At 52.3% G+C, this 6,580-nt stretch carries 7 protein-coding genes; 4 read left to right on the plus strand and 3 right to left on the minus strand.

Annotated elements, in window-relative coordinates; translation table 11 throughout:
- Positions 1-31: 31 nt before the first annotated feature.
- The gene (gene ibpB, locus FDW87_RS00855) at positions 32-460 is read left to right on the plus strand and encodes a small heat shock chaperone IbpB (protein WP_003827096.1); all 429 of its coding nucleotides are present in this window, start codon (positions 32-34) and stop codon (positions 458-460) included.
- On the opposite strand, the gene FDW87_RS00860 is transcribed toward ibpB, so the two are convergent.
- A complete protein-coding gene (locus tag FDW87_RS00860) occupies positions 449-670 on the minus strand; it encodes a hypothetical protein (protein ID WP_137379360.1) in 222 nt (73 codons plus the stop codon). The two genes, ibpB and FDW87_RS00860, sit on opposite strands and share 12 nt — an antisense overlap.
- 71 nt (positions 671-741) lie before the next feature.
- On the opposite strand from FDW87_RS00860, the gene FDW87_RS00865 reads away from it, so the two are divergent.
- Complete coding sequence (locus FDW87_RS00865; RefSeq protein ID WP_016155061.1) at positions 742-2,403, plus strand: putative transporter; 1,662 nt, start codon at positions 742-744, stop codon at positions 2,401-2,403.
- Here the strand turns inward: FDW87_RS00865 and FDW87_RS00870 are convergent, their stop codons facing one another.
- Positions 2,404-3,120: a GntR family transcriptional regulator gene (locus FDW87_RS00870; protein WP_046276201.1), complete on the minus strand. Its 717-nt coding sequence runs from the start codon at positions 3,118-3,120 to the stop codon at positions 2,404-2,406. It lies immediately after the preceding gene.
- Between the two features lie 223 nt (positions 3,121-3,343).
- On the opposite strand from FDW87_RS00870, the gene FDW87_RS00875 reads away from it, so the two are divergent.
- Both FDW87_RS00875 and FDW87_RS00880 read left to right on the plus strand, forming a co-directional pair.
- Positions 3,344-4,963: an alpha-glucoside-specific PTS transporter subunit IIBC gene (locus tag FDW87_RS00875; RefSeq protein ID WP_046276200.1), complete on the plus strand. Its 1,620-nt coding sequence runs from the start codon at positions 3,344-3,346 to the stop codon at positions 4,961-4,963.
- A complete protein-coding gene (locus FDW87_RS00880; protein ID WP_019078008.1) occupies positions 4,960-6,282 on the plus strand; it encodes a 6-phospho-alpha-glucosidase in 1,323 nt (440 codons plus the stop codon). Before FDW87_RS00875 ends, FDW87_RS00880 begins: the two co-directional genes overlap by 4 nt.
- Here FDW87_RS00880 and FDW87_RS21335 read toward each other — a convergent pair.
- Positions 6,279-6,580 (minus strand): helix-turn-helix transcriptional regulator (locus FDW87_RS21335; protein ID WP_252362916.1); only part of this gene is annotated, 302 nt, incomplete at its 5' end. The two genes, FDW87_RS00880 and FDW87_RS21335, sit on opposite strands and share 4 nt — an antisense overlap.

Consider the following 6,580-nt stretch of genomic DNA (forward strand, 5'->3'; position numbering starts at 1 on the left):
GTACTTACTCGCTTCTTAGAAGGAGATTATTATGCGTAACTACGATTTATCCCCACTGCTGCGTCAATGGATCGGTTTTGACAAACTGGCCAATGCCTTGCAAAACACGGGCGAAAGCCAGAGCTTCCCGCCTTATAACATCGAAAAGAGCGATGATAACCACTACCGCATTACCCTTGCGTTAGCCGGTTTCCGCCAGGAAGATCTGGATATTCAACTGGAAGGCACACGCCTGACCGTGAAAGGTACGCCGCAGCAGCCGGAAAAAGAGACCAAATGGTTGCATCAGGGGCTGGTCACTCAGCCGTTCAGCCTGAGCTTTACGCTGGCTGAAAATATGGAAGTCTCCGGCGCAAGCTTCACTAACGGCTTGCTGCATATCGATTTGACCCGGAATGAACCTGAAACCATCGCTCCACAACGTATCGCCATCAGCGAACGTCCCGCATTAGACAGTTAAATAGCTCCATGCATTTGCCCCGCCAGAAATGACGGGGCTTTTTTGTGCGTCAGCCCACATGAAACTATTATCTGGGAGGGCAGGATGCCGGAAGCGCTGCCATTGCCAGAAAAAAGCATTCAGCAATTTCAAATCGACGTGAAGAAAAACAGTAAAGAACGCCCTTCTTAAGCGCTCCTGGGCGCTCTGTAGCATGATAATGTGCGCCACTCTGCATTCATGCCTGAACGGTTCAGTCATAATCTTCGTTAAATAAAATGTTATTCACAGGGAACAGGAAAATGAGTGATATAGCATTGACGGTCAGCGTTCTGGCAATGGTGGCAGTTGTCGGATTATGGATCGGCAACATAAAAATACGTGGTGTTGGTTTTGGCATCGGAGGCGTGCTGTTCGGCGGTATTATTGTCGGGCATTTTGTCGATCAGGCAGGGATGACCCTGAGCGGCGACATGCTGCATTTTATTCAGGAATTTGGCCTGATTCTTTTCGTCTACACCATCGGTATTCAGGTGGGGCCGGGCTTTTTTGCGTCACTGCGCGTTTCGGGCCTACGGCTGAATCTGTTTGCCGTGCTGATTGTTATCATGGGTGGCCTGGTCACCGCGATCCTGCATAAGATTTTTGCCATTCCCCTTCCCGTGGTGCTGGGCATTTTTTCCGGTGCGGTCACCAATACTCCGGCATTAGGCGCGGGGCAGCAGATTCTGCGCGATCTGGGTACTCCTGTTGATGTGGTGGATCAGATGGGGATGAGCTATGCCATGGCTTATCCTTTTGGTATCTGCGGTATTTTGCTCACTATGTGGCTGATGCGCCTTATTTTTCGCGTTAACGTCGATGCCGAAGCCCATCAGCATGAATCCACGCTGACCAACGGACACGCGCTGATTCAGACGATGAATATCCGTGTGGAAAACCCGAACCTCAACAATATGGCGATTCAGGATGTCCCAATCCTGAACAGCGACAAAATCATCTGCTCACGTTTAAAACGTGAAGAAACATTGATGGTGCCGTCGCCGGGGACGATTATTCAGATGGGCGACCTGCTACACCTGGTTGGTCAGCCTGCTGATCTGCACAATGCGCAGGTGGTGATTGGGCAGGAGGTGGACACATCGCTGTCGACGCGAGGCACCGATTTACGCGTTGAGCGCGTGGTGGTGACCAACGAACAGGTGCTGGGGAAACGAATCCGCGACCTGCATTTCAAAGAACGTTACGACGTGGTTATCTCCCGTCTGAACCGTGCGGGGGTTGAGCTGGTAGCCAGCAGCGACGCCAGTCTGCAGTTTGGCGACATCCTCAATCTGGTCGGTCGACCTTCCTCGATTGATGCTGTTGCCAATGTGGTGGGTAACGCCCAGCAAAAACTGCAGCAGGTGCAGATGCTGCCGGTATTTATCGGGATCGGGCTGGGTGTTCTGCTGGGTTCAATCCCGCTGTTCATTCCTGGGTTCCCGGTGGCGCTTAAACTGGGGTTGGCCGGTGGGCCGCTGATTATGGCGTTGATCCTGGGGCGTATTGGCAGCATCGGTAAGCTGTATTGGTTTATGCCCCCCAGCGCTAACCTGGCGCTGCGAGAGTTGGGTATCGTGCTGTTTCTCGCAGTGGTTGGTCTGAAGTCAGGCGGTGATTTTGTTCATACCCTGACGCAGGGGGATGGCCTGAGCTGGGTGGGTTACGGTATTTTCATCACCGCGATTCCGCTGATTACCGTGGGGCTGCTGGCGAGGATTTTCGTCAAAATGAACTACCTCACGCTGTGCGGAATGCTGGCTGGCTCAATGACCGATCCGCCTGCACTGGCATTTGCTAACAACCTGCATGCCACCAGCGGGGCAGCGGCGCTGTCGTATGCGACCGTTTATCCGCTGGTGATGTTCCTGCGAATTATCACGCCGCAACTGCTGGCGGTGATTTTTTGGGGGATGGGTTAGTCAGGCTGAGTCTGGGTGGACGCGCCGTAAGTGGTAGTCCACCTGGTACTCGCTGGCGTTTCTGAACATCACCGAATAATTCAAAAACTCCCCGCTATCGCTGTAGGACAGTGAGGTAATCCGCAGCAATGGCGTCTGTTCAGGTACGTTCATCTGCGCGGAAAGCTGCTTATCGGCAAGAACGGGAGTCAGACTTTCATAGTTGCCGCTGATAGTTATTCCGCACTCTTTCTCGATGTAATCGAATTTTGACCCTTCCAGATGCGCCAGCGATAAATTACGGAATAATTTTACCGGCATGTAGCTGTCTTCAAGCATCAGCGGCTTGCCGTCCACATAGCGAACGCGACGTGAGAAGTAGATGCGTTCATTAATCTGGATACGCAGTTGGCTGGCAATTGCTGGTGGTGCGGGCATCACTTCAAATACCAGTACTTCACTGGTGACCTCTTTCCCTTGTCGCTTCAGTACTTCCGCCAGTCCGGTAAGGTTTGTGGTTTCATGATGGACATCTTTGCGCGCCACATAAGTTCCACTCCCATGACGGCGTACGACCAATCCCCAGCCAATCAACATATCAATTGCTTTACGGATCGTCATTCGTGAAACCGCGAACTCTTGGGCAAGCTTTTTTTCACCAGGCAACGGGCTACCGATGTTGTAATCAGACGAATTCAGGCGAATTCGTAGTCGTTCCGCAATTGATTTGTAGATCACTACCAGACCTCTTTTTTCTTTTAATTACTGCACCATAAACCTTTTGATGTCTAACTTTTACGTAAAAAGTAGACCTCATTGCCGAAATTAAAACCATGAAAGCGATCACGAATCGCAGCGGCATGCCATGTCTGAAGGATCGCAACTTTCTATTCTCGTATCAGGCCAGCAATCACTACAAAAAAGGCCTCTCCCCTACTGGTTGTTATATGAGGATGTGAAAATGCTCAGTCAAATACAACGCTTTGGCGGCGCGATGTTCACCCCGGTGCTGCTGTTTCCCTTTGCCGGTATCGTCGTCGGTATCGCTATTATGCTGCGCAACCCGCTGTTTGTGGGTGAAGCGCTTACCGATCCCAACAGTTTGTTCGCACAAATCGTTCATATCATCGAAGAAGGTGGCTGGACGGTATTTCGCAATATGCCGCTGATTTTCGCCGTTGGTCTGCCGATCGGTCTGGCGAAACAGGCTCAGGGGCGCGCTTGTCTGGCGGTACTGGTCAGCTTTCTTACGTGGAATTACTTCATCAATGCCATGGGCATGACCTGGGGAGATTTCTTCGGCGTGGATTTTAGCGCAGACCCGACGGCAGGTAGCGGCTTAACGATGATGGCCGGGATTAAAACACTTGATACCAGCATTATCGGCGCCATTGTCATTTCCGGTATTGTTACTGCCTTGCATAACCGTTATTTCGACAAACCCTTGCCAGTATTTCTCGGTATTTTTCAGGGAACATCGTTTGTGGTGATCATCGCTTTCCTGGTGATGATTCCCTGTGCCTGGCTGACGCTGCTGGGTTGGCCAAAGGTGCAGATGGGGATTGAATCTCTGCAAGCTTTTCTGCGTTCTGCGGGTGCGCTGGGGGTATGGGTTTATACCTTCCTTGAGCGTATTTTGATTCCGACCGGGCTGCATCACTTCGTCTATGGTCCATTTATCTTCGGCCCTGCGGCGGTGGAAGGCGGCATCCAGGTCTACTGGGCGCAGCACTTGCAGGAATTCAGCCAAAGCACAGAGTCGCTGAAAACGCTGTTCCCGGAAGGGGGTTTTGCTCTGCACGGCAATTCGAAAATCTTTGGTTCATTAGGTATTGCTCTGGCGCTTTACTTCACTGCCTCTCCGGAAAACCGGGTGAAGGTGGCGGGATTATTGATCCCCGCTACGCTAACGGCTGTGTTGGTTGGGATTACCGAACCGCTGGAGTTCACCTTCCTGTTTATCTCACCCTTGCTGTTTGCGGTACACGCCGTGCTGGCGGCCTCCATGGCGACGGTAATGTATCTCTGCGGCGTGGTAGGCAATATGGGTGGCGGCCTGCTTGACCAGTTCTTACCGCAAAACTGGATCCCAATGTTCCACAACCATGCCGGAATGATGTTCACCCAGATAGCGATTGGCCTGGCCTTTACCGCGATCTATTTCACCATCTTCCGCGCGCTGATCCTGCGCTTCAACCTGAAAACGCCGGGCCGGGAAGACAGCGAAATCAAACTCTACACCAAAGCTGACTATAAAGCCGCGCGTGGGCAAACCACCGCCGCTACGCCAGACACCAAACTGGGACAGGCGGCCGGTTTTCTGCAAGCGTTAGGCGGCGCAGGCAATATCGGAAGTATTAATAACTGCGCCACTCGCCTGCGGATTGCGCTTCACGACATGGCGAAAACGCAAAGCGATGACGTCTTCAAAGCGCTGGGTGCACACGGTGTTGTGCGTCGCGGCAATGGTATTCAGGTCATTGTTGGTTTACACGTCCCTCAGGTACGCGACCAGCTCGAAACGCTAATGAAATCTACTTTATCAAACGAACAGATCCCCATGACGGAGGCAGTATCATGAAAAAATTCTCAGTGGTTATCGCAGGTGGTGGTAGTACCTTTACGCCGGGCATCGTGTTGATGTTGCTGGCAAATCAGGACCGTTTCCCGCTTCGTGCGCTGAAATTTTATGACAACGATGGCGCGCGTCAGGAGGTGATTGCCGAGGCGTGTAAAATCATCCTCAAAGAGCAGGCGCCGGAGATAGAGTTTAGTTACACCACCGATCCCAAAACTGCGTTTACCGATGTTGATTTTGTGATGGCACATATCCGCGTGGGTAAATACCCAATGCGTGAACAAGACGAGAAAATCCCATTACGTCACGGGGTGTTAGGCCAGGAAACCTGTGGGCCGGGCGGGATTGCCTACGGCATGCGATCTATTGGCGGTGTGCTGGAACTGGTGGATTATATGGAAAAATATTCACCAAACGCCTGGATGCTTAACTACTCTAACCCGGCGGCAATTGTGGCTGAAGCCACGCGTAGACTGCGTCCAAATGCGAAAATCCTCAATATTTGCGATATGCCCATCGGTATTGAAGGACGGATGGCGCAGATCGTCGGCCTTAAAGATCGTAAACAGATGCGCGTGCGCTACTACGGGCTGAACCACTTTGGCTGGTGGACATCAATTGAAGATCTCCAGGGTAACGATTTGATGCCGAAGCTGCGTGAATACGTGGCGAAGCATGGTTATGTGCCGCCATCGAACGACCCGCATACGGAGGCGAGCTGGAACGATACCTTCGCTAAGGCGAAGGATGTGCAGGCGCTGGATCCGGACACCATGCCAAATACCTACCTGAAATACTATCTGTTCCCGGATTACGTGGTCCAGCACTCCAATCCGCAGCGTACCCGTGCCAACGAGGTTATGGATCACCGCGAAAAACAGGTGTTCGGTTCCTGCCGGGCCATTATTGAGGCAGGCCATTCTGCGGCCGGTGAACTGGAGATTGACGAACATGCTTCCTACATTGTCGATCTGGCGGCGGCCATCGCCTTTAACACTCAGGAGCGGATGCTGCTGATTGTGCCAAATAATGGTGCGATTCATAACTTTGATGATGAAGCGATGGTCGAGATCCCATGCCTGGTGGGGCATAACGGCCCGGAGCCGCTGACGGTGGGGGATATCCCGCAGTTCCAGAAAGGGTTGATGAGCCAGCAGGTGGCGGTTGAGAAGTTGGTGGTCGATGCCTGGGAGCACCGCTCTTACCAGCGTTTGTGGCAGGCTATCACCCTGTCGAAAACCGTGCCGAGTGCGTCTGTAGCTAAAGCGATTCTGGATGATTTGATCGACGCTAACAAAGAGTACTGGCCGGAACTGCGCTAACCCAGTTGACCGGCATCCTCTGGGTGCCGGTCCGCATGTTTCAATACCGCCGACGGCGCATAGCCAAATTTGTGTTTAAACGCCTTGCTGAAATGAAACGAGTCAAAGAAGTTAAGTATATCAGCGACCTGCCCGACCGTATTTCCCTCCTGCTTTAACAGCGATAACGCCAGTTCCAGCCGCGCATCCAGATAGTATTCTTTCGGTGTTTTTCCGGTATAGCGTAAAAAAAGACGACGTAGCCAGGCTTCGCTACAGGGGATAGTGGCTGCCATATCCGCCACGCTCCACCGTTTTT

This window comes from Citrobacter sp. wls826 (assembly GCF_005281245.1).
Taxonomy (GTDB): Bacteria; Pseudomonadota; Gammaproteobacteria; order Enterobacterales; family Enterobacteriaceae; genus Citrobacter; species Citrobacter braakii.